The sequence below is a fragment of the Colwellia psychrerythraea genome (assembly GCF_000764225.1).
Lineage (GTDB): Bacteria > Pseudomonadota > Gammaproteobacteria > Enterobacterales > Alteromonadaceae > Colwellia > Colwellia psychrerythraea_D.
The window spans coordinates 297,887-321,331 of record NZ_JQED01000015.1 but is presented as its reverse complement, the minus strand read 5'-3'; the positions used below and the strand labels follow the sequence as shown (position 1 = coordinate 321,331).

Genomic DNA, 23,445 nt, shown 5'->3' with positions numbered 1-23,445 from the left:
ATTTCTGTTTAGAAATAAGGCTTTTTATTTAACGATGTTTATACTATTAAACCTATTATCCTATTGAATCAAAATTAGGCAATAAATTCAGGGCCAAATCCCATAGTCCACATAATTGCAGTAAATGCCATTAGAGCAACTAATAAGACTAAACCACAGGTAACCACTGAACTTGAGTAGATGAAACCTTTCTCCTCAGGAATATTCATCATGATAGGAACGCCGGAATATAATAGGTAGATGGAGTAAGCTACTGCCGCAATGCCTGCTAAAGCCACAAACCATAAAACAGGAAATAAAGCTGTGATGCCAACCATAAGCAAAGGTGTTGCAGTATATGCGGCCAGCTCTAATGCTTGAACAAAATCAGGTTTAGAGTCGAATGTCTTCGCCATCCACTGAATCAAATAAGCTAAGGCGAACACACCAAAAACTAAAGCGAAATACATGCTAACGGCCATGAGCTGTGCACTTTCGACGCTTATCTTAATTGGATTACCTACACCAATAGTCCAGCCAATATAGGCGGTGGCATAGTAAGAGCAAATCGTAGGAATAAGCGCTATGGTTAAAATGTGCATTAAACTGTAACTTAAACTTTCGTGGCGCTTTTCAATAACATGCCACTCTTCTTTAGGGTGAGCGTAAAGCCCCCATATGTGATTTAGTATCATAATCAATCCTCTCGCACGTAAGTATTCGGAAAGTACTTTTTAGGCTAAAACAACAACAATAAATGATTAAGTCATTAGTACTCTTATTATTACACCCTTATTTATGAGAGATATAAGATGATTCGTCAAGGGTTGGTGGAAAAATAAACAATAAAGCTCTATAGAAAGTGGTTTTAATAATCTTATGCGATAAGGGAATTCCTGCCTTAATGAAAGCTAGCTAATTTTGATTCTGACGACAGACATCACCTCAATAGTAAAACCTGCAATAGTTTCAGTTTCAGGATAATAAGTAAGATTCACTCGTTGTCCTTGTAAACTCTGGTATAGCTTTTTTCGTTTGTACTTAAAGGGAACGTCAATATTATCCAGCATAAGTGTGTTAATTATCCAATCATCACACTCGCGTTGTACATGAGAAATTACCTTCATACTTTCACTATGGGTCAGCTTATCGTGTTTTTTAACAAGTTTCTGGGCTGCATTTTTACTTGTAAGCGTTTTTTTAATTAAAGAAGGCATAAATTTGATCTATGTAGGGGAAAAAACAGATTATGCTAGTATCTCAAGAAATAGACTTTTAAAATAGCACGATAATTGAAATTCACTCAAATTGGACTTCCTAGCCTTTCAGCACAGAGATAAACAGATGACCGAAGCAGAAACATTACTTATACCTATATTAAAATTTTTATCGTGTGAAACGCCTGATGCTTGGATAAATGAAGCTAAGAAGAAAGAAAACTTACCCATTATTTTAAGAGATCATTTAGCGTGCGAGCTAAAAGCTGGGCAAACCGCTATGTACCTCATTCGAAAATATGCCGTAGATAAAGACAGTAGTAAGGTGTTGCTTGAATGGTTCGAACCTTATGAAGACTTTTTATATCGAAAGCGAGGTGATTTAGCATCACTTGCAAATAAAAACAACTTATCAAAAGCTATTCTACCTAAGAATAGTGACTCTCAGGGGAAGTCGACCTTTAGCCAAGATCTTATTGATAAGATGGTCTTGTTAATCAAAGAAGAGTTACATCACTTTTACCAAGTGCTAGAGATTATGGTAAAGCGAAATATTCCATTTGATGGCATCACCGCAGGTCGTTACGCTAAAGGGATGTTAAAACATGTCAAGACTTTCGAGCCAGATGCTTTGGTTGATAAGTTAATTATAGGTGCCTTTATCGAGGCGAGATCGTGTGAAAGGTTTGCTAAGTTAGCGCCACATTTAGATGATGATTTGAATAAATTTTATATCTCTTTACTTCGCTCAGAAGCTCGTCATTATCAAGATTATTTGACTCTAGCTAGGCAGGTCGCGGGGAACGATATTAGTGACAGGGTAGCTTATTTCGCTAAGGTTGAAGCTGAGTTAATTTCATCACCAGATGAAGACTTTAAATTCCACTCTGGCACACCCGTTTAAGTAATTAACAAAATTGTTCATTACTATGGTGTAAACTTTAATATTTTAAAAATATAACGGACAAATTCTGTGTCCGTTATATTTCCCACGACCGTTATATTGTAGAAATCAATAACCGTAATGCTCACAGTTCTCATCATGTCAACGGTCTGTTTAGTAATTCAATAGAGTAAGTGGTTACCTTTAGCCATGCACCTTGCTCATACCAATCACCTAAAACGATACGTTTGGCAGGCTTATCATTTGCAGTAACTTCATGTATTGCTGGTCTATGCGTATGGCCATGAATTAACAATTGGCTTTGATACTTTTGCAAACATTTAACCACTTCGCTATCAGTAACATCCATGATTTCTTGTGATTTCACTGAGGTAGCAGAGGCACTTTTTTTTCTATAGTTTGCTGCTATTTTTTTACGTACAAATAATGGCAGACTCTTAATCGTTGCTTGCCACCACCAAGAACGGGACTTCTTCCTAAATACTTGATAATCGACATCGCGAGTACATAAGGTATCGCCATGCATAATCACCACATGTTGGCCATAAAGATCGATAGTATCGACTTCAGGAAGCAGTTTCATACTTGCTTGTTTAGCGTAACGCTTACCTATTAGAAAATCTCTATTACCGTGAATGTAATAAATTTTTGTTCCGGTTTGGCTTAACTTAGTAAGTGCGTCAGCGATGGTCTTAAGGAAAGGACTGTCATCATCATCACCGACCCAAGCTTCAAATAAGTCACCAAGGATATAAAGCTTTTCAGCCTCAATAGCATCATTTGCTAAAAATCGCAAAAAACAGGCACTGATATCAGGCCTGTTTTCGCTAAGGTGTAAATCAGCAATAAAATAAGTTACTGCTGTTTTATTATTTTCAATCACTACTGGTTTCTAACGTTATTCAACGATAGCTGACTCTATTAAGATATCATCTTTTGGAACGTCGCCATGGCCATACATGTTGCCTGTTTCAACCAAAGTCATTTTATCTACTATGTCCATGCCTTCAACAACTTCACCAAAAACACAATAACCCCAGCCTTGCACAGACTCACTGGTAAAATCTAAGAAATTATTATCCGTTAAGTTAATGAAGAATTGTGCTGAAGCAGAATGTGGCTCTTGAGTACGGGCCATTGCTAAAGTGCCACGCTTATTGCTTAGGCCATTGTTCGCTTCATTTTTAATGCTAGCACGAGTTTCTTTTTCTTCTAAGCCTGGAGCAAAGCCACCACCCTGTGCCATAAAGCCTTTAATAACACGGTGAAAAATGGTGCCGTTGTAGTGTCCTTCTTCAACATATTGCTGGAAGTTTTGTGCAGTAACAGAGGCGTTTTCAAAGTCTAATTCAATTTTAATATCGCCAAGGTTTGTTTTTAGTGTAATCATATTTATCTCTACTCAAGTTCTCAAAAAATTAATTGCCATAATTGTACGCTAACTTGCTATAAAGTGCATTATACCAATTGCATCAATATACCCGTTCTACTTGAAGATGCTCGTTTCAGGAAACCAGAGCGAATTATAATCAAGGCACATTTTTTGTTAATGGTTATTCAGGAGAATATGCTCCTGCATTATCTAATAAGCTACATCCATGTAGTGTCCTTAAAAACAAATGTAACGACGGGTATGTTTTGCTCAGTTTTCCCCAAAGGGCTGGTTTATAAACGCTTTATACTGCGTTATTGATTTTTGACAATGGAAAACTATTCACTTCAATTAATGCCTTGCCTATATGCCTTTTAATTCTCGCTATGTTGTCAATTAATTAATGTATTTGGTATGAGTCTTGATGATCCTTTAGATATGTTCAGGTACAATCTACCCCTAATCTAATAAAAGCTACTCAGTAGGAGTCATAAAATATCATGTTGCAAATTTTCAACACGTTAAGTCGTAAAAAAGAAACCTTTACACCAATAAATGCAGGTAAAGTAGGCTTATATGTTTGTGGTTGCACCGTTTATGACTTATGCCATATAGGCCATGGTCGTACTTACATTAGTTTTGATAATATTGCTCGTTATTTACGGTTTTCTGGCTACGATGTTAACTATGTCCGTAACATCACCGATGTTGAAGATAAAATTATCAATAGAGCTAATGAAAATAATGAAACCCCTGAAGCGTTAACTGAACGTACAATTGCGGCAATGCATCAAGATTTTGATGCACTTAATATGGCTAGGCCTGATTTAGAGCCGAGAGTTACTACACACATGGATGAAATCATTGCAATGATTGAAACCTTGGTTGCTAAGAAACATGCTTATGTTGCCGGTGATGATGCAGAAAACTCAGGGCAGGGTGATGTTCTTTTTAAAGTTTCTAGTTATGCTAACTACGGTAAACTTAGTGGACAGAATTTAGAACAATTGCAAGCAGGTTCGCGTGTAGAAGTAGATCAGAATAAAGGTAACCCCCTTGATTTCGTACTCTGGAAGTCAGCTAAGCCAGGAGAGCCAAGTTGGTCATCTCCTTGGGGGGAAGGCCGTCCGGGTTGGCATATTGAATGTTCAGCGATGAATGCTAAAGAGCTTGGACATCATTTTGATATTCATGGCGGTGGCTCAGATTTAACTTTTCCCCATCATGAAAATGAAATAGCACAGAGTTGTTGTGCACTAGATACACCATATGTTAATTACTGGATGCATACAGGTATGGTGCAAGTAGACCAAGAAAAAATGTCTAAATCACTGGGCAATTTTTTTACGATTCGAGATGTCTTAGCGCAATATGATGCCGAAACTGTAAGGTTCTTTTTAACAACAGGTCACTATCGCAGCCAGTTAAATTATTCTACTGATAACTTAACGCAAGCGAGAGCTTCTGTAGAACGAATTTATACTTCTCTACGTGATGTGAATGTCGAGCGTTATTTTGTGTTAGATAAAGAGTCAAGTTTTGTTAAACAATTTTGCCAAGCAATGGATGATGACTTTAATACACCACAGGCATTAGCGGTATTATTTGAAATATCGAAAGAGTTGAATGTAGCTAAAGCCGCAAATAATACTGATTTAGCGATAGAATTAGCGTCAACATTAGTCGCTTTAGGTGAGATTGTAGGTTTGTTACAGCTTGACCCCGCTGCTTTCTTGCAAGGGGATAATGATAATGATGAAGTGGCAATAATTGAAGCACTTATTGTACAACGTAATCAAGCACGAGTAGATAAAGATTGGGCGCTAGCCGATGATGCACGTGATAAACTAAATGCTATGAATATTGTTTTGGAAGATAGCGCTGGTAAGACTACGTGGCGTCAAGCGTAAATAGTGATTTAAACACTGTTAAATACAAGTCTAGATATGTAAAAGGGTGAACACTTGTTCTTAGTGTTCACCCTTTTTTTATTAACTTTAACGTTAATAAGATAATAATTTATCGCAGTATTATTTATCAGATTGTTGACAAGCAATGAGCGTGTTTTCAATAAGGCTAGCAACAGTCATTGGTCCAACACCGCCTGGAACCGGTGTGATAAACGAAGCCCTTTCTTTAGCTGCACCAAAATCAACATCACCTACCAATTTTCCATTATCTAATCGGTTAATGCCCACATCAATAACTATGGCGCCTTCTTTAATCCACTCACCTGGAATGAAACCAGGCTTACCAACGGCTACCACAATAAGGTCGGCATTTCGTACTTTACCCTCTAAATCTTTAGTAAAACGGTGTGTTGTCGTTACGGTGCACTTGGCTAATAACAACTCTAACCCCATAGGTCGACCAACAATGTTTGAAGCACCAATAACTAAAGCGTCTAAACCTTTAGGATCTATACCTGTTGACTCTATTAGCGTCACAATGCCCTTAGGTGTGCAAGGTCTTAATCCTGGTTGTCTCAGTACTAGTTTTCCAACATTTGAGGGATGAAAGCCATCCACATCTTTTACAGGGTTAATGTGCTCTATAATTAAATCTGCATTTAAATTTTCAGGCAAAGGTAGCTGTACTAAGATACCGTCGATAGAGTCATCGTTATTTAATTCACTTACTAAGGTTAGTAGTTCTTGCTCAGAGGTAGTGCGCGGTAAATCATAAGAGCGAGAAATAAAACCAACTTCTTCACATGCTTTACGTTTACTTCCAACATAAACTTGAGAGGCTGGATCGCAACCTACTAAAATTACAGCCAAGCCTGGTACTCTTTTGCCGTTACTAATACGTAAATTAACTTCTTCTTTTACTGAATCTCTAAGCTTTTTGGCAATTGCTTTGCCATCGATCAATGATGCTCTCATAACTCTACTGCTGACCTTGGTTTTAAGTGATAAAAAAAACACCGTTATTTTGCCATAAACGACACCTGTATTGTAGGTTTACTTTATTTAATGATTAAATAGCTTTGCTATGAGATAAAATCAGCAAGTAAACTAGCCCGCATAAATAAAGGACAGCAAAGGCTGTGACTAGAAGAAGAATGCAACGACTTGTGCTAAAAATGACCGAACAGTTATTTATTTATAAAAAAGGTTTGACTGAGGGTAAGCAACTCGGTAATATCCGCATCCGTTGAAACGAGGCAGTTTACTGTTAGTTGAAGCAGCATAAATCGGTGATTAGCGCAGCTTGGTAGCGCACTTGGTTTGGGTCCAAGGGGTCGCAAGTTCGAATCTTGCATCACCGACCACTTTAATACTTAATAAAGTGGATGTGCTTTGTAGGTAATGTGCGCCCTTAGCTCAGCTGGATAGAGCAACGCCCTTCTAAGGCGTGGGTCGTAGGTTCGAATCCTACAGGGCGTGCCATCCTATGTGTGGTAAAATAAAAAGTGTTATGGTGGCTATAGCTCAGTTGGTAGAGCCCCGGATTGTGATTCCGGTTGTCGAGGGTTCAAGTCCCTTTAGCCACCCCATCTTTACTTCATTAGTGCCTACTAATGGAATATAGAAAGAATATGTCGGTGATTAGCGCAGCTTGGTAGCGCACTTGGTTTGGGTCCAAGGGGTCGCAAGTTCGAATCTTGCATCACCGACCACTTCTCTTCATAGCATTAAACTTCCTTAAAAGTATCTTATTACCTCACTATAATCACTTTTTGCATCTCCTTAGAAAAATCATTTAACTCTTTAATACTCATGTTCATTTTTTGTCTTATAACATACTGCACGCAGCAATAATTTGAAGAGTCTCTGTGGGGTTACGTCTTATGCATAAGGGCATAAATTATTCTGAATAATTGTAGCTCCAAATAACATAGTGTTTTATGCATATGTGTACTTGTATCGCAGAATAACAGATAAAATACTCAAGGTTAAAACTTACACCTTGCAACTTTTTTGGGGGCTCGCTATAATTCGTCGTCATAATTTTTGTAACAGGGCATCATTTTGTCATCAATTTGATAAATTTTATCAAATTTGTTGGTTATTAATTGATGCGTAAAAAGCGTAATACGCTAAGTTTTTGAGGTATTTAAATGCAAGTTTCAGTTGAGACTACACAAGGTTTGGAACGTCGTCTGACTATTTCTGTTCCGGCCGAAAAAGTAGATGTAGAAGTAAAAAATCGTCTTCGTCAAATTAGTAAAACACAGCGTATTAACGGTTTCCGTCCAGGTAAAGTGCCACCGTCAGTAATTCAAAAACGCTATGGTCAATCAGTACGTCAAGAAGTTGCTGGTGAAATCATGCAGCGTAACTTTGTTGATGCAATTGTTGCAGAAAAAATCAACCCAGCTGGTCGTCCGTCATTTGTTGCTAAAAGCAATGAAGATGGCAAAGCGTTAGAATTTGAAGCAACTTTTGAAGTTTATCCTGTTGTTGAATTAAAAGATTTAGAAAAAATCGCTATTGAGCGTCCAGAAGTAGACGTGACTGATGCTGATTTAGATGAAATGTTTGTTACGCTTCAAAAACAGCACCAAACGTGGAAAGAAAATAAACGTAAAACTAAATCAGGTGATAAATTAACACTTGATTTCACTGGTCGTGTAGACGGTGAAGAGTTTGAAGGTGGTAAAGCAGAAGGTTTTGAATTAGAGCTAGGCGCTGGTCGAATGATCCCTGGTTTTGAGAAAGAAGTTACTGGCATGAAAGTTGGTGAAGAGAAAACTATCAAGGTAACTTTCCCAGACGATTACCATGCAGAAAACCTTAAAGGTAAAGATGCAGAGTTTGATATTGTCGTTCATAAAACTGAAGGTCCAATTTTACCTGAAATTGATGAAGAGTTTGCAAAACTTTTTGGCATTGAAGAAGGTGGCGTTGAAGCATTACGTGTTGAAGTAAGTAAAAATATGGCACGTGAATTAACTCAAGCAGTTAAAGCTAAAGTTAAAACTCAAGTTATTGATGGTTTATTAGCTGGACATGAAATTGATTTACCTGCGGCACTTGTTTCGCAAGAAGTTGATGTTTTACGTCAACAAGCGATGCAACGTTTCCAAGGTCAAATGGATCCTAAAAACTTACCAGAATTGCCTGCAGAAATGTTCACAGAGCAAGCCGAACGCCGTGTTAAAGTTGGCTTGCTTTTAGGTGAAGTGATTAAAGTAAACGAACTTAAAGTTGATGATGCTAAAGTTAACGAATTAATTGCTTCTGCTGCTTCTGCTTACGAAGACCCGAAAGAAGTAATTGAATATTATGCTAACAACAACGAGCTTATGCAACAAATGCAAAATGTTGCTTTAGAAGAGCAAGCTGTTGAGCTTTTAGTTGAAAAAGCTAAAGTTTCAGACAAAAAAGCTAGTTTCAATGAGATAATGAACCCAGAAGCTAAGTAAAGCTTACTTTTCATTAGTTTTACATTGACAACTAACTAAGCAATCGCTTAAATTTAATGGCTTGTATGGCAACATACAGGCCATTTTTATCTATAAAGGGAAGGTATACTCTTGTTTAATTCTCACATTACATCACAAAGATCATCTCAAGTTTCATCGCAAAGCAGTGCGAGCGGTATCGAAAGTGCGTTAGTACCTATGGTTGTTGAGCAAACAGCTAAAGGTGAGCGTTCATATGATATATATTCAAGGCTGTTAAAAGAGCGTGTAATCTTCCTTTGTGGTCAAGTTGAAGATCATATGGCTAATCTTATCATTGCTCAGTTACTATTCTTAGAATCTGAAAGCCCTGATAAGGATATTTTTTTATATATAAACTCGCCGGGTGGTTCAGTTACTGCAGGTATGGCGATTTATGACACAATGAAGTTTATTAAGCCTAACATTAGCACTGTTTGCATTGGCCAAGCAGCAAGCATGGGAGCTTTTTTATTGTCAGGTGGTGAAAAAGGTAAACGTTATTGTTTGCCAAATGCTCGAGTAATGATTCATCAGCCTTTAGGCGGTTTTCAAGGCCAAGCTTCAGATTTTGAAATACATGCGAAAGAGATATTATTCATAAAAGAAAAACTGAATAAGTTAATGGCTGAGCATACAGGGCAGACCTTAGAGCAAGTATCTCAAGATACAGACAGAGATAATTTTTTAAGTGCAGAAGCAGCGGTTGAATATGGATTAGTAGACTCCATATTAGAACAACGTAACGATAAATAGGATTTCGGTGTATACTTAGCGGTATAGATTGAGTAATAAATGGATTTATTGGTATTAAAAGTTTAGAGGTAGGGCATGACCGATATTAAAAGTGGTGGCGATAATGGTAAATTACTTTACTGCTCATTTTGTGGCAAAAGCCAACATGAGGTGCGTAAATTAATTGCTGGCCCATCAGTCTTTGTTTGTGATGAATGTGTAGAGTTATGTAATGACATTATTCGCGAAGAAATTTCTGAAATTTCGCCAAAAGAAAGTAAAGAAGCATTACCTTCTCCTATCGAGATACGTGAAAGTCTTGATGATTATGTTATTGGTCAAGAGCATGCTAAAAAAGTGTTAGCTGTTGCTGTTTATAATCACTATAAACGCTTGCGCAATGGTGATAATCATAATGGCGTTGAGCTTGGTAAAAGTAATATCTTACTTATAGGCCCAACAGGTAGTGGTAAAACATTATTAGCGCAGACCCTTGCTCGTTTATTAGATGTGCCATTTACTATGGCGGATGCAACGACATTAACTGAAGCTGGCTATGTGGGCGAAGATGTTGAGAACATCATTCAAAAATTATTGCAAAAATGTGACTACGATGTAGAAAAAGCACAACGTGGTATCGTTTATATTGATGAAATCGATAAAATATCACGCAAGTCAGACAATCCATCGATAACCCGTGATGTATCAGGTGAAGGTGTTCAACAAGCATTATTAAAGCTTATTGAAGGTACTGTCGCGTCGGTGCCACCTCAAGGTGGTCGTAAGCACCCTCAACAAGAGTTTTTGCAGGTAGATACATCTAAAATACTCTTTATTTGTGGTGGGGCATTTGCAGGATTAGACAAAGTTGTTGAACAACGCAATCATACCGGTACTGGTATTGGTTTTGGTGCTGAAGTGCGTGGCAAAGATCAAGAAGTATCTTTAACTGATCGTTTAGCTGATGTTGAACCACAAGATTTAGTTAAATACGGTTTAATTCCTGAATTCATCGGTCGTTTACCTGTGTTAGCAACATTACGTGAATTAGATGAAGCTGCTCTTATTCAAATACTACAAGAGCCCAAGAATGCATTAACTAAACAATTTACTGCACTTTTTGATATGGAAAATGTAGAGTTAGAGTTTAGAGCTGATGCTTTACATGCTATCGCTCGTAAAGCAATGGACCGAAAAACAGGTGCTCGCGGCTTGCGTTCTATAGTTGAAGCTGTTTTGCTTGATACCATGTATGAATTACCGTCGATGGAAAATGTTAGCAAAATAGTTGTAGATGAAAATACAATCAAAGGTGAGAGTAAACCGATTGTTATTTATGATAGCAAGCAAGAACAAGCTGCTTCTGAGTAACTATGACACCTTGATGTAAAGTTTGGCTTTAAGTATATTAGCCTCAAACAGTAAGCCATTATTACCGATAATAATGACTTACTGTTTGAGGCTTTTTTGATCCATGAGTTACACTTAATTACTTAATAATGAGTATGTTTAGTGCTTTATTTTTTATCTCTTGTTGAAAGTTAACAGCCTAGCCCCATATAGATTCTATAGCTTTATTTTTCTATCAATTTAAACAATTCCCAAAAAGAGTAGCCAATGAGTAAAGAATTATCTGGTGTCGTTGAGATCCCCGTTTTAGCCTTAAGAGATGTTGTTGTTTACCCGCAAATGGTTATTCCACTTTTTGTTGGTCGTGAGAAGTCAATCCGTTGTTTAGATTTAGCCATGGAAAACGATAAACAAGTATTTCTTGTCGCACAAAAAGATGCTGCTATTGATGACCCTTCTGCTGAAGATGTATACAGTACAGGTACTGTTGCCACTATTTTGCAAATGCTAAAACTTCCCGACGGTACTGTAAAAGTACTGGTGGAAGGGGCGCAACGCGCAACAATAAATAAATTTGTTGAAACGGAAGAGTACTTCAGTGCTGAAATTGAATATGTGGATGTGAATGCAGAACTTACCGATGATATTGAAGTATTAATTCGTTCAGCTATTTCTCAGTTTGAAGGGTATGTCAAACTCAATAAAAAAATACCACCTGAAGTACTCACTTCGGTATCAGGTATCGATGATGCAGAGCAACTTGCAGATACCATGGCTGCTCACATGCCATTAAAATTGGCAGACAAACAAAAAATATTAGAAATTATAGATGTTAATGTTCGTTTAGAGCATTTAATGGCATTAATGGAAGGTGAGATCGACTTACTTCAAGTTGAAAAGAAAATTCGTACTCGTGTTAAAAAGCAAATGGAAAAAAGTCAACGCGATTATTATTTGAATGAGCAAATGAAAGCCATTCAAAAAGAATTGAATGAAGGTGAAGAAACTCCTGATGAGCTTGAGCAAATGGCTAAGCGAATTGAAGATGCGCAAATGCCTGCTGAAGCAAAGGAAAAGACACTAGCCGAATTCCAAAAGCTCAAAATGATGTCACCTATGTCTGCTGAGGCAACTGTAGTACGTAGCTACATAGATTGCATGATAAATGTGCCTTGGAAAAAACGTAGTAAATTAAAGCGTAACCTTTCGCTTGCTCAAGAAGTGCTTGATAAAGACCATTATGGATTAGATAAAGTAAAAGAACGCATTTTAGAGTACTTGGCCGTACAGCAACGAGTAAGCCAGCTAAAAGGCCCTATTTTGTGTTTAGTAGGACCTCCAGGTGTTGGTAAAACCTCTTTGGGTCAATCAATAGCTAAATCTACTGGGCGTAAATATGTTCGAATGGCCTTAGGTGGTGTCCGTGATGAAGCTGAAATTCGCGGGCATAGACGCACCTATATAGGATCCTTGCCGGGTAAGTTAATTCAAAAAATATCGAAAGTAGGTGTTAAGAATCCACTTTTCTTACTAGATGAAATTGACAAAATGGCTTCAGATATGCGCGGAGATCCGGCATCTGCATTACTTGAAGTTTTAGATCCAGAGCAAAATACGACTTTCAATGATCATTATTTAGAAGTTGATTACGATTTATCTGACGTCATGTTTGTCGCTACGTCAAATAGTATGGATATTCCTGGGCCGTTATTAGATCGTATGGAAGTTATACGTCTATCAGGTTATACAGAAGATGAAAAACTTAATATTGCACGTAATCATCTTGTTAATAAGCAAATTGAGCGAAACGGCTTAAAAGCTAAAGAAATAGATATTGATGACAGTGCAATCGTAGGTATCATTCGTTATTACACGCGTGAAGCTGGTGTACGTAGTTTAGAGCGCGAAATATCTAAGTTATGTCGTAAAGCAGTGAAGTCTATTTTACTTGATAAAAAATTAAGTAAAGTGACAGTTAACCAAGAAAACCTTAGTGAGTTTTTAGGTGTGCAACGTTTTGATTACGGTAAAGCAGATGATAAGAATCGAGTAGGTTTAGTTACCGGTTTAGCTTGGACCCAGGTTGGCGGAGAATTACTTACTATAGAAACCGCTTCAGTGCCAGGTAAAGGTAAACTAACCTATACCGGTTCTCTAGGTGATGTTATGCAGGAGTCAATCCAAGCAGCGATGACTGTCGTTCGTAGTCGTACAGAGAAGCTTCGTATTAACGAAGATTTCTATGAAAAACGAGACATCCATGTTCATGTTCCAGAAGGCGCAACTCCTAAAGATGGCCCTAGTGCAGGGGTTGGAATGTGTACTGCATTAGTGTCAAGCCTAACAGGTAATCCGGTCAAAGCAGATGTTGCTATGACAGGTGAAATAACTCTTCGAGGTGAAGTATTAGCTATAGGCGGTTTAAAAGAGAAATTACTTGCTGCACATCGCGGTGGAATAAAAACAGTTATTATACCGCATGAAAATGAACGTGATTTACAAGAAATTCCTGAAAATGTTAAAGCCGAATTGTCAATTCATCCTGTAAAATGGATTGATGATGTATTGGCTCTAGCGCTTGAACAGCCTGTAGAACAATGGAAAGTAGAAAAATAATTAGCTTAAAGCTTGGCCTATTTTGATGATTTGTATCAAAAAAGGCCAAAAAAGCTAGAAATATTGCAAAAAAAAGCAATTTTCGCTTTTCAAACGCTGAAACTATGGTAAGTTAACTACGCTTATATCGCTAGACCCCTTACTCCCTATGTTATATAGATGAATTGGTGGGGACTAGAGAGCAAAATATTTTCTAAACTCAACGCTTCAAGTAATCAAACAAAATCTAATTTTGAATGGATACATTATTAAAAAGGATAGCGTTGCATAATAACAATTGAAGGGGTATACATTGTGAATAAATCTCAACTAATCGAGAAAATTGCTGCTGGTGCAGACATTTCAAAAGCTGCTGCGGGTCGTGCATTAGATTCATTTATTGGCGCTGTAACTGATGAATTAAAAGATGGCGAGCAAGTTGCTCTTGTTGGTTTTGGTACTTTCTCTGTACGTGACCGTGCTGCTCGTACTGGTCGTAACCCACAAACGGGTGCTACTATCCAAATTGCAGCTGCAAAGATCCCATCTTTCAAAGCTGGTAAAGCATTAAAAGACGCATGTAACTAGTCTTCACTTGGACTGAGTTATACCGCGTATTAGAAACCACCTTATTAGGTGGTTTTTTACTTTTGACTTTAAGTAAAAAGTAAAACTTTATAATAAATTTGCTTTTAGCTCATGTTGTGCTTCAAGCAATGCTAATCATCTGTTAAAATCGCGAGCAACGTTAGTTTAAAGACACTTAAGTCTAGTAATTTTAGGCATAAAAAAAGAGAAATAAATGTTAGAAGATATTCGTGAAAAATCGCAGGGATTAACTGCCAAAATTATTCTTGGTTTGATTATCCTAACCTTTGCTGTTGCTGGTGTTGGATCTTATACCAATTCAGTTGATACGTCAGTAGCAACGGTAAATGGTGAGGCTATTAGCCAACAGGCATTTAACAAAGCTTATCAAGCGCAGCGTGGTCGTATGGCGCAGCAGTTTGGTGAAATGTTTGATACCTTGTCAAATGATGCTAATTACATGGCTAACTTTCGCCAAGGTGTTTTAGATAACTTAATTAACGAAAAGTTGATTGATCAAAATAGCGAAGCTCTTGCTATTCGTGTATCTGACCTTCGTTTGAAAGAAACTATCCGTAAGATGCCTGAATTTCAAGTTGATGGCGCTTTTGATAATAATCGCTATTTAGCCATTATCAATCAAGCGGGTTTTTTCCAATCTTCTGACTTTCGAGATTACCTTCGTGTAGAAATGACACGTCGTCAATTAAGCCAAGCATTGATTTCTACTGAATTTAGTTTGCCTTACCAAGAGAAATTGCAGCTTGCGTTACAAAATCAAACACGTGATATTCGATTTGCTACCGTTTCTGCACAGCAATTTAAAGCAACGATCGAATTGACTGAAGAAGAAGTAAATAGTTACTACTTAGCAAATCAAGCTCGCTTTCAAAATAAAGAACAGGTAAAAGTGGACTATATTAGTTTAAATGTTGCTGATCTTGCTAAAGACATTAAAGTTACTGATGCTGATATCGCTAACTATTATCAAGAAAACTCAGCTAGTTATATTGAAGCAGCGCAACGTCGTATTTCACATATTCTTATTGAGTTTAGTGATGGAGATACTGATGATGAAACAGCGAAAACTCAAGCCCAAGCAGTACTGAGTCGCCTTGAACAAGGTGAAGATTTTGCAGTACTTGCTAAAGAAGTGTCAAATGATACTTTTAGTGGCGAGAATGGTGGTGATTTAGAATGGTTAGAGCCGGGCGTAATGGAAGAAAGTTTTGATGAAGCTGCGTTAGCATTGACTAAAGTTGGTGACATTAGTCCATTGGTTAAAACTAGCTTTGGTTATCATGTTCTGAAGTTAACTGATTATAAAGAAGAAGTTGTACAAGATTTAGCCGACATACAAGCTGACTTACGTATTAAGTTGAGTAATGATCAAGCACAAGAAAAATTCTTTGCTTTGCAGCAAGAAATGGCTCGCATCAGCTTTGAGTTTCCTGATAGCTTAGAAGACGCTGCAGCTGAGGTAAATGCTACTATTCAAACCTCTCCTTGGTTATTACGTGCTGGCAACTCAGCTCCTTTTGATCAAGCTAAAGTAATTGAAGCAGCTTTCTCAGATATAGTTTTGCAAGATAATATGAACTCTGACTTGATTGAAGTGAATGATGATGTAGCTATTGTTTTACGTCTTAACACTTTGCAAGAAGCTAGCGTTAAGCCTTTATCTGAAGTTGAAGTGCAAATTAAAGACATTTTAGTTAATCAAAAGGCTACTGAGAAAGCTCAACAGACAGTTGACTCATTATTAGCAGACTATAATGCTGGAACAGATATTTCAGCACAACTTACAGCGCTTAATACAAGTTTTGTTAGCAAAGTGAATGTTGCTCGTTATAGCCCTGAAATTGATCAAAGTATCAGCCGCGCAGCATTTGTTCTACCCCATCCTGTTAGTGGCGTTATTTCCGCATCAACTGTTGCATTAAGTAATGGCGATCTCGCCCTTGTTGAAGTTACGGCTGTAGGTGTAAATGAAACTGCTGCTAACCCTAACTTAGCCCAACAACAGACTTCTCAGTTAGCGCAGTCTGCTTACCAAAGTTTTGTTAATTCATTAAAGGTAGGTGCTAAAATTACCCGTAAGCAAGTTGCTGAGCCCGTAGCTGTTTACTAACAAGTAATACCATTAGTCGCATTTGGCAACTAAAAAACCAATAGTAGTAACCTACTATTGGTTTTTTTGTGCCTTATTTATCAATAGAGCATAAGCTAAAAGGTGTAAATTAAGTTAATCAAACTGAACTCGGCTTAACAAATGTTTATCTAGCAGCTATTTTTCCTAACTTCTACGTTAAGTTTACTTGCAATAGACTTGCTATTGACGCGAAATTTAGCTTGAATTAAGGAAAACTATCAAGCCAGAAACTCATCGGAATAGTTTATGTGGATGTTTCAATGGGCTAAATATATCTTAAACCGAGTTCTGGTTAATCAGCATTTTTGTAGAAGTGTAGTGTATGACTTTGTATGTTATTTAAGCTGAAAATTCTGGCTCATCATTAACTTCTGTGTCATTTTATGACGAGGGTTTCGCATGACTTCTATGGTTTTTCCTGATTCAACCACTTCACCTTGTGACATTATCATTACATCATCACTGAAATGTCGAACAATACCTAAGTTGTGAGAAATCAAAATATACGCTAACCCCATCTGTTGCTGCAAATCGAGTAGCAAATTAATCATTTGCGAGCGTAAGGAAGGATCTAGGGCTGCAAGGGCTTCATCTAGGATGATAACTTGAGGTTGTAAAATAATGGCTCTGGCAAGGGATATTCTTTGTTTTTGCCCACCTGAGAACATATGAGGGTAAAAATTCATATGATCGCCAAGCAAACCTACTTTTTGCAAAGTAGTACGAATAAGTTGATTGCGCTGCTTTTCGTTTAATACAGTATTAAGTATCAGCGGCTCATCAAGTAACTCTTTAATAGTTAGGCTAGGGTTTAATGTGGTACCAGAGTCTTGGAATATCATCCTGATATGCTGACATCTTTGCTTAAAATGCTGGTTCTGTAACAACTGACCATTGAGGTAAATTTCACCAGTAGTTGGAGTTTCTGCACCAACTAATATCTTCGCTAAGGTTGATTTACCTGAGCCTGTTTCGCCAACTATTGCTAAGGTTTTTTTGGCTTCAATTGTAAAGGATAATGGTGATAAAGCGTTAAACTTCCGTTTATGATACCAGTGGCCTTTAAGTTTGAATGACTTTGTGATGTCTTTAACATCTAATAAAACACTCATGTTATCTTTTTCCCTTTACAGTTTTGTGTTTTATTGATTCTTTTTTTCCAGGTTCTCTTAGCAAAGGAAAGTGACAGCTAACTTTATGGCCATGAAAGTTACTCACCTTGGGTGCAGATACACAGCTTTGTTGTGCTCTTGGGCACCTAGGACCAAGTCGACAGCCTATTGGTAAATGTTGAAGTACAGGGATACTACCTGGTAAAGTCATGAGTCTTGATTTACTAGGTAACTGCAAATTGGCCTTGGTACTACTATCAACTAAAGCGCGCGTATAAGGATGCATAGGTTTGTTGAATATCTGTTCTGTACTACCCGCTTCAACAAATTGACCGCTATACATAACGGTGATGGTATTTGTCCAGTGAGTTAGGTTTTCTAAGTCATGGCTGATCAATAAAATAGACATATTCTTTAATTGATTTAAATTAGCTAATAGCCTAAAAATTTGCCCTTGGGTTGTACTCTCCATAGCCGCTGTAGGCTCATCTGCAATCAGTAATATAGGTCTACCTGCCAGGGCTATCGCTATCATAACGCGCTGACAAATAGCTTCGGTCAGTTGATGGGGATAACTATTAATGCATTGATCATGCTTTTTAATCCCAACTTTATGTAGTAACTTTATGACCGCTTCTTTGCGTTGTTTTTTACGTTGCCAAAAATACCCTGTTAGCTGAGAGGTATTAATCGCTTCACTTAGTTGTTCACCTATTAAAGTGGTTGGGTCAAGGCAACTCATAGGCTCTTGGAATATCATCGCAATATCACGGCATAAAAGGGCTTTACGCTCATCAATACTTAGCCGTAATAAATCGATTCCTCGCCAATGAAATCGGTCAGCATGGACATGCCACTTGTCTTCTAAAACGCCTATAATTGCTTGCGCTAGAAGTGACTTTCCAGAGCCAGATTCACCCACTAACCCTCGCACTTCTCCTTCTTTAATTGATAAGCTGACCCTATCTACGGCCAAGACACGACCACTGGGTGTATCAAGTTCGATGGATAAATTTCGAATGTCGAGTAAATTCATAAGCTCTACTTATGCGCTCTGTTTAAATTGTGTAGTAAAAGTTAAGAAAGATAAATCAACACTATTTTCAGTTATCTTAGTGGTTAATAATACCATTAATTTTCCTTTCGCAACTTGAGTGCATGACGAATACCTTCACCCACTAAGTTAGTGGCAACTACGGCAAATAAAATGGCTAAGCCAGGTAAATATACAGTCCAAGGTGCTATATAAAAACGTTCAAGACCATTGGCTAAAATAGCGCCCCACTCAGGTAAGGGGATTTGTGCGCCCAAACCTAAAAAACCTAATGTCGCTATATCTAATATCGCAGCAGATTGAGCTAACGTTGCCTGACTCATTAAACGCTCTACTATATTAGGAAATACTGAGTAGTATAGGATTCGAAAGTTACTGGCTCCATCTAGGCGAGATGCAAGCACATAATCTTTTCTAAACTCTTCTTTTACAGCATACCGAGTAATATGAATAAATTGTGGAATAAAAACAATGGCTATTGCCCATACCGTGTTACTGATGCCTGGCCCTAGAATAGCGACAATAATAATCGCGAGTAAAAGTGAAGGGATGGACAATACAACATCGAGAAAATGATTTAAAAAACTTGACTTGATACCTCTGGTTAATGCCGATAAAGAGCCTATAACAACACCAATAACCAGAGAAAAAATAACAACAATAAAGCTTAAACCAAAGGTAAGTGAAGTACCGTACATAAGTCTAGATAACATGTCACGGCCAAGCTCGTCAGTGCCCAATAAATAACTTACATTGCCATCTGCGTGCCAAGCTGGTGGTAATAATATCATATCCAAATTGCCATCTACTGGGGTGTAGGGGGCTAACACTGGAGCGAATATTGCTAAAAAAATCAAAAAGATAAAACAACAAAAACCAATCATTGCGACGGGTGTTTTACGAAAAATCCCCCACAACTGCATGAAAGGAGAGGGAAATACTTCCTCAAGGTAAATCTTTTCACGAGCCATGCTTATTTCCTCGCGCTAATGGGTTGAGAGCGGCATAAATAAAGTCGGTTAAGATATGAACAATAAAGATAAAGCATGAAAGCACCAATAAACCACTTTGAATAGCAGTGTAATCACGTTGATAAATACTATCTATAAGCCAACGGCCAATTCCAGGCCAACTGAAGATGACTTCAGTTACCATAGCGATAGTGACTAAATTAGCAAACTGTAAACCTACATGGCGGATTATTTGTATCAATGCGTTGCGTATAGCGTGCCGAAAGATTATTTGTTGAAAGCTTAAGCCCTTGGCGCGAGCTGCTCTAATATAACTGGCGGCTAATACTTCAATCATTGATGCACGTGATAAACGGATAAAGATAGTCGCAGGTGCTAAGGCGACAACACAGGCCGGTAGGATCATATGGGCACTAGCGTCCCGAAATGCTTGCCATTTATAAGGACTATCGCTAAGTAAGATGTCAAAAAATTGAATACCGGTTACAAACTCTATTTCAAATAAAAGGCTAATTTGGCCAGCTGAGGGCAACCAGCCAAGACCAATTGAAAATACGAGGATTGCTAATAGGCCCAGCCAAAAAACAGGAATGGAATAACCCAGCATGGCGAGGGATAAAATAACATTGTCACTGGTTTTATTATGCTTAATTGCCGCAATAAACCCTAAAGGGATACCAACTAACATGGCGATAAGTAAAGCAACTAAACTGAGTTCTATGGTAGCAGGCAACAATTTTCTTATTTCATTGCTAATTGGTGATTGACTCGCCATAGATTGGCCAAAATCACCATTAAGAATATGCGATAAATATGCAAGATATTGGTGAAATATATTTTTGTCCATCTGATAGACTTGATTTAGATGAGCTAGTTCTGTGGTAGAGGCATTGATTTGACCTGAGTGATTAATAACGGTATCACCAGGGAATAAAAAGCTTAAACTAAAAGATAATAAGGTTAATACCAACATAGTAAAAATGAATAAACTTAAACGGCGTAAGGTAAAGGTAAGCATATTAGTTACTCGCCTCCTCTGCTATTTTAGATTGAACTATACTTTTAGCTTCATTATTTATTGTATTTTTGGCTGCATTATAAAAACTGATGCCGCCAAAGTTTGAAAGTATATCACCTTCTACATCAAAACCGCGGGCTTGAAATCGTTTTGAATGGGCGATAGGTAATAAAGGCATTTCTTCATTAATTATTGCCATAGCCTTAGCATAATAGCCTTTTCTTTTATCCATATTCGTTGTTTGAAGTGCTTTTTCCAGTAATTGGTCATATTCCTTATTACACCAAAAGGTACGATTATTACCAAGTTCACTCGCTGAGCAACTGAGTATCGGGGTAAAAAAGTTATCTGGGTCAGGGTGATCGGCAGTCCAGCCTAGTAAAAAGCTTTGATGTTCACCTTGAGACAATCGACGTAAAAAAGTACTCCATTCGTAGCTAATAATTTTTACAGTCACGCCAATTTTCTTTAGATCTGCTTGAATAAGCTTTGCCATCGTTACAGCATTTGGATTGTATGGCCTCTGAACGGGCATTGCCCATATGTCCATGATGAATCCTTGTGGATAACCAGCGACTTCTAATAACGATTTAGCACGAACAGGATCATAACCTAACTCTGGCGTGTTTTTATCGTAAGCCCATGATGTTTCAGGTAGTATAGATTTAGCCCATGCGGCTTGCCCTTGGTAAACTGTTTCAATCAAGGCCTGCTTGTTAATAGCCAAACTGATGGCTTGGCGAACCAATTTATTATTGAAAGGTTCTTTTTTTGTATTAAAAGCAAAGTAGCCAACATTTAATGACGTAATTGATTCTAATTGTAAATCACTTCTTTCTGCTATTTTTGCATGTGCGATAGGATAACTACTCACATCACACTCTTTTGCTAGTAGCTTAGTTAGTCGGCTTGTTTTACTGGGTGATATATCATAGACAAGCTGCTCTATTTTAGCTTTTTCCTGCCAATATGATTCGTGGCGGTAGAATCGAATTAGTGAGCCAACACGATAATCTTCCAGTTTAAAAGGCCCTGTACCGATAGGCGATATATCGATTTCATGTTCTGCTCTTTTGTCTTGGAGCATTTGCCCATACTCTGCAGATAAAATGACAGCAAAATCAGTTGCCAGATTAGCTAAGAAAGAACTATCGTTACGCTTTAAAATAAAACGAACAGTAAAATCATTGATTTTTTCTACCTTTTCAACTAATTCTGAAAATTTTACGCTTTGAAAAAAAGGATATTGGTTACCTGACACATGATGAAAGGGGTGATCTTTATTTAAAATTCGATTAAAGCTAAATAAAACGTCATCGGCATTAAATAACCTTGTTGGGGTAAAATAATGCGTTTGATGAAAGCTAACATCTTGGCGTAAATAGAAGGTTATTTTTTTGCCATCGCGGGTTACATGCCAAGATTTTGCTAATGATGGTCCTAAGGTATTATTTTTACCTTTATAAACGATGAGGCTATTATACAGTTGCTTAGCTGTAGCATCGGAAGTAGTCCCTGATGTACTTAGCTGAGGATTAAATGTTTCAGGTGAGCCTTCAGAACAGTAGATTATGCTTCGCTCACTTAACGATAACTTATTACCTTCGTTGCAACCCATTAAAAGACTAATGAAAGCCGCTATTGTTAGCGAGAATATTGAATTAGAGTTCATCGTTAATACTGCCATCAAGCAAGTTATATTTTTTTAAATAACCGCGTAATTGATGATAAGTTAATTCGAGTGCCTCTGCGGTTTTCTTTTGGTTAAATTGGCAGTGGGCCAACGCTGATTGTATTAATTCTATTTCAAAGTCCTGTGATAATGCTTTTAGTGACTGAGGGAACTGTTGAGCCACAATTGTGGCTGTCACTTTAGCATTATCCATTGTTGCAGTTGCTGGTGCTAAAGAGTCATCAACTACATTATTATTGATTGCAGTACTCTGTTGAGCAAGTTCACTGACTCTATCATGGGTTTTAATTCGTTGGTTTGGCCTAAAGGGAGACTCGAATGGGTCAATGATCAATTCATGAACGGGTAAATGCGGGTTGTTACAGCGATAGACACTTCGCTCTACGACATTTTTTAATTCACGAATATTTCCAGGCCAGTGATACTCTAGTAGGCTGCGTTTAGCTTTTTCGGTAAAACCACTGAATAATTCAAATTCTAGTTCTCGGGCCATGTTGATAGCAAAGTGCTCTGCGAGCATAATAATATCATCTAAGCGTTCTCTTAGTGGCGGCAGAGTAATAACATCAAAAGCCAAGCGATCTAATAGATCTGCTCTAAATTGTCCTGAGGCAGCTAAGGTGGGTAAGTCTTCATTGGTTGCAGCAATTAAACGAACATCGCTATTAATTGTCCTAGAACCACCAACGCGCTCAAATTCACCATATTCAACGACACGTAGTAACTTTTCTTGAATTAGTCCTGAAGTATTGGCAATTTCATCTAAAAAGAGTGTACCTTTATCTGCACGCTCAAATCGGCCTTCGTGACGCTTACTTGCCCCAGTAAATGCACCACTATCGTAACCAAATAACTCTGTTTCAAGCAGGTTTTCATTTAATGCGGCACAATTAAGTTTTAAATAGTTCTGCTCCCATCGTTTTGATAGGAAGTGTAAACGTGCGGCGACTAGCTCCTTGCCTGTACCGCGTTCACCAATGATAAGCACCGGTTTACTTAAAGCCGCAATTTGGGATATTTGTTCTAGTACTTCTAAGAAGCTATTTGATTGGCCAAGAAGGTTATCTTGTTGGTTAAAACGCGCCATAATAAATTCAAATGTTGGTTTATTTCACTAACAAATAGTGTATTTTATAACTTGATAGGTTGAAAGCCTTTTTTTAATAAAAATAAAGCTTTAAAAAACAAATGATTATTGTTGTATGGAAAGTTGGCGTGAATAATGAATGTCTTCAAGAAGTAATTCAGCGCTAAGTTAATGCTTAGTTTAAGCAAAGTAAATACAGTTTGGCATGATTTAGCCATCAGTTGAGGAA

General features: G+C 37.7%; 19 protein-coding genes and 4 tRNA genes. 12 read left to right on the top strand and 11 right to left on the bottom strand.

Annotation, left to right across the window (positions count from 1 at the left end; all coding sequences use genetic code 11):
* Positions 1–74 precede the first annotated feature (74 nt).
* Both ND2E_RS13135 and ND2E_RS13140 read right to left on the bottom strand, forming a co-directional pair.
* Positions 75–674 carry a Yip1 family protein gene (locus ND2E_RS13135; protein ID WP_033093383.1) on the bottom strand — a complete coding sequence of 200 codons (600 nt, stop codon included), beginning with the start codon at positions 672–674 and terminating at the stop codon, positions 75–77.
* A gap of 216 nt (positions 675–890) precedes the next feature.
* A complete protein-coding gene (locus ND2E_RS13140; RefSeq protein ID WP_033093382.1) occupies positions 891–1,196 on the bottom strand; it encodes a hypothetical protein in 306 nt (101 codons plus the stop codon).
* A 127-nt stretch (positions 1,197–1,323) separates the two neighbouring features.
* On the opposite strand from ND2E_RS13140, the gene miaE reads away from it, so the two are divergent.
* Positions 1,324–2,100 (top strand): tRNA isopentenyl-2-thiomethyl-A-37 hydroxylase MiaE, encoded by a 777-nt coding sequence (miaE, locus tag ND2E_RS13145; RefSeq protein WP_033093381.1) that lies wholly within the window; start codon positions 1,324–1,326, stop codon positions 2,098–2,100.
* A 136-nt stretch (positions 2,101–2,236) separates the two neighbouring features.
* Here miaE and lpxH read toward each other — a convergent pair whose 3' ends face one another.
* Positions 2,237–2,983, bottom strand: a complete 747-nt coding sequence (lpxH, locus tag ND2E_RS13150; RefSeq protein ID WP_033093380.1) for a UDP-2,3-diacylglucosamine diphosphatase — start codon at positions 2,981–2,983, stop codon at positions 2,237–2,239.
* Positions 2,984–2,998: 15 nt separating this feature from the next.
* On the bottom strand, positions 2,999–3,490 hold the full coding sequence (locus ND2E_RS13155) for a peptidylprolyl isomerase (protein ID WP_033093379.1): 492 nt from the start codon (positions 3,488–3,490) through the stop codon (positions 2,999–3,001).
* Between the two features lie 482 nt (positions 3,491–3,972).
* Here ND2E_RS13155 and cysS point away from each other — a divergent pair, with 482 nt between their 5' ends.
* Positions 3,973–5,382 (top strand): cysteine--tRNA ligase, encoded by a 1,410-nt coding sequence (gene cysS / locus ND2E_RS13160; RefSeq protein ID WP_033093378.1) that lies wholly within the window; start codon positions 3,973–3,975, stop codon positions 5,380–5,382.
* A gap of 120 nt (positions 5,383–5,502) precedes the next feature.
* Here cysS and folD read toward each other — a convergent pair whose 3' ends face one another.
* Positions 5,503–6,357, bottom strand: coding sequence for a bifunctional methylenetetrahydrofolate dehydrogenase/methenyltetrahydrofolate cyclohydrolase FolD (gene folD / locus ND2E_RS13165; protein ID WP_033093525.1), 855 nt, complete (start codon positions 6,355–6,357; stop codon positions 5,503–5,505).
* 312 nt (positions 6,358–6,669) lie between these two features.
* Here folD and ND2E_RS13170 point away from each other — a divergent pair.
* From ND2E_RS13170 to ND2E_RS13215, 10 genes are all read left to right on the top strand, one after another.
* Positions 6,670–6,746 (top strand) — tRNA-Pro (locus tag ND2E_RS13170).
* 41 nt (positions 6,747–6,787) lie between these two features.
* Positions 6,788–6,864: transfer RNA gene (locus ND2E_RS13175), tRNA-Arg, on the top strand.
* Positions 6,865–6,895: 31 nt separating this feature from the next.
* Positions 6,896–6,971 (top strand) — tRNA-His (locus tag ND2E_RS13180).
* Positions 6,972–7,017: 46 nt separating this feature from the next.
* A tRNA-Pro gene (locus ND2E_RS13185) sits at positions 7,018–7,094 on the top strand.
* 441 nt (positions 7,095–7,535) lie between these two features.
* Positions 7,536–8,843 (top strand): trigger factor, encoded by a 1,308-nt coding sequence (gene tig, locus ND2E_RS13190; RefSeq protein ID WP_033093377.1) that lies wholly within the window; start codon positions 7,536–7,538, stop codon positions 8,841–8,843.
* A 126-nt stretch (positions 8,844–8,969) separates the two neighbouring features.
* The gene (gene clpP / locus ND2E_RS13195; protein ID WP_317628124.1) at positions 8,970–9,617 is read left to right on the top strand and encodes an ATP-dependent Clp endopeptidase proteolytic subunit ClpP; all 648 of its coding nucleotides are present in this window, start codon (positions 8,970–8,972) and stop codon (positions 9,615–9,617) included.
* A 75-nt stretch (positions 9,618–9,692) separates the two neighbouring features.
* Positions 9,693–10,967 (top strand): ATP-dependent protease ATP-binding subunit ClpX, encoded by a 1,275-nt coding sequence (gene clpX, locus ND2E_RS13200; RefSeq protein WP_033093376.1) that lies wholly within the window; start codon positions 9,693–9,695, stop codon positions 10,965–10,967.
* A 246-nt stretch (positions 10,968–11,213) separates the two neighbouring features.
* Positions 11,214–13,562, top strand: coding sequence for an endopeptidase La (gene lon / locus ND2E_RS13205; RefSeq protein ID WP_033093375.1), 2,349 nt, complete (start codon positions 11,214–11,216; stop codon positions 13,560–13,562).
* A 294-nt stretch (positions 13,563–13,856) separates the two neighbouring features.
* Entirely contained in the window at positions 13,857–14,129 is a 273-nt protein-coding gene (gene hupB / locus ND2E_RS13210; RefSeq protein ID WP_011044534.1) for a nucleoid-associated protein HU-beta, read from the top strand.
* A gap of 214 nt (positions 14,130–14,343) precedes the next feature.
* Positions 14,344–16,260 (top strand): SurA N-terminal domain-containing protein, encoded by a 1,917-nt coding sequence (locus ND2E_RS13215; RefSeq protein ID WP_033093374.1) that lies wholly within the window; start codon positions 14,344–14,346, stop codon positions 16,258–16,260.
* Positions 16,261–16,616: 356 nt separating this feature from the next.
* On the opposite strand, the gene ND2E_RS13220 is transcribed toward ND2E_RS13215, so the two are convergent.
* From ND2E_RS13220 to pspF, 6 genes are all read right to left on the bottom strand, one after another.
* Positions 16,617–17,393, bottom strand: a complete 777-nt coding sequence (locus ND2E_RS13220) for a peptide ABC transporter ATP-binding protein (RefSeq protein ID WP_033093373.1) — start codon at positions 17,391–17,393, stop codon at positions 16,617–16,619.
* A 1-nt stretch (position 17,394) separates the two neighbouring features.
* On the bottom strand, positions 17,395–18,429 hold the full coding sequence (locus tag ND2E_RS13225; RefSeq protein WP_033093372.1) for a peptide ABC transporter ATP-binding protein: 1,035 nt from the start codon (positions 18,427–18,429) through the stop codon (positions 17,395–17,397).
* Between the two features lie 95 nt (positions 18,430–18,524).
* Entirely contained in the window at positions 18,525–19,418 is an 894-nt protein-coding gene (locus tag ND2E_RS13230; RefSeq protein WP_033093371.1) for an ABC transporter permease subunit, read from the bottom strand.
* On the bottom strand, positions 19,408–20,436 hold the full coding sequence (locus tag ND2E_RS13235) for an ABC transporter permease (RefSeq protein ID WP_033093370.1): 1,029 nt from the start codon (positions 20,434–20,436) through the stop codon (positions 19,408–19,410). The genes ND2E_RS13230 and ND2E_RS13235 overlap by 11 nt, the downstream gene beginning before the upstream one ends.
* 1 nt (position 20,437) lies before the next feature.
* Positions 20,438–22,108 (bottom strand): ABC transporter substrate-binding protein, encoded by a 1,671-nt coding sequence (locus ND2E_RS13240; protein ID WP_033093369.1) that lies wholly within the window; start codon positions 22,106–22,108, stop codon positions 20,438–20,440.
* On the bottom strand, positions 22,098–23,216 hold the full coding sequence (gene pspF / locus ND2E_RS13245) for a phage shock protein operon transcriptional activator (RefSeq protein ID WP_033093368.1): 1,119 nt from the start codon (positions 23,214–23,216) through the stop codon (positions 22,098–22,100). Before pspF ends, ND2E_RS13240 begins: the two co-directional genes overlap by 11 nt.
* Between the last annotated feature and the right edge of the window lie 229 nt (positions 23,217–23,445).